Here is a 957-nt window from a genome sequence, read left to right as displayed (position 1 = left end):
ACGGCACAGCCAGTGCTCCGACCAAGGAGAATAACGCACCGCCGTCACCTGCACCCCCCGTCGTACTGCATGGCCGGGCGCCGGCAGAAGGACGCGAGCCATGATCGAAGTTCTGCTGTGCTCGATCGTCACCATCCTTCCCGATTTTCTCCATCGCCGTTTCGTACAGGGAAAACGGATCGGACATGAGCTCACGCTGTATTCGGTCTGGTACGAGCTTCGCTATGGAATAACCGCCTGCCTGATGCTCACCATATCTCTTCTGACGCTCATTCTTTACTTTCACCCGTCGACGAACAGCGCCGTTTCCTTTTATCGCACCGTGCCCATCATTCCCGAAGGCGTCGGCCGCGTCGAAGAGGTCTATGCCGGCTTCAGGGAGAAGGTGAAAGCCGGCCAGCCCATCTTCAAACTCGACAGTTCGGAGCAGGAGGCCGCCTTGGAAACCGCGCGGCGGCGCGTGTCCGAGATCGATGCGACACTGGAGCTGGCGAAGACTGATCTCGCGGGGGCTGACGCCAAGATCCAGGAAGCGCAGAGCGCATATCAGCAAGCCGTCGACGAACTCGACACCAAGACCGAGCTGCAGAAGCGAAACGCCAACGCGGTTGCCCAGCGAGAGATCGAGAAGCTTCGAAATATCGTCGACGGCCGCCAGGCCGCGGTGTCGGCCGCGCTGGCAGGCAAACAGTCCGTAGAGGCCCAGATTTCTTCAGTGCTGCCGGCGCAAAAGGCTACCGCCGAAGCCACGCTTGCGCAGGCACAGGTCGAGCTGGACAAGACGGTCGTCTATGCGGGCGTGGACGGAACGCTTGAGCAATTTACCCTTCGCAAGGGAGATATCGTCAATCCCGTGATGCGGCCTGCGGGCGTGCTGATCCCGGCAGAAGCCGGCAGGGAGGCCCTTGTCGCCGGTTTCGGCCAGATCGAGGCGCAGGTCATGAAGATCGGCATGGT

The 957-nt window shown here is 61.0% G+C and carries 1 protein-coding gene; it reads left to right on the top strand.

Annotated features, from left to right (window positions below):
- Positions 1-100: 100 nt before the first annotated feature.
- On the top strand, positions 101-957 hold an 857-nt coding region (locus G6N74_RS30415; RefSeq protein WP_165121724.1), incomplete at its 3' end, for an HlyD family secretion protein.

It is taken from the genome of Mesorhizobium zhangyense, from assembly GCF_011045115.1.
Taxonomy (GTDB): domain Bacteria; phylum Pseudomonadota; class Alphaproteobacteria; order Rhizobiales; family Rhizobiaceae; genus Mesorhizobium_M; species Mesorhizobium_M zhangyense.
The sequence above is the reverse complement of the archived record's forward strand: the minus strand, read 5'-3'. Positions and strand labels throughout refer to the sequence as shown.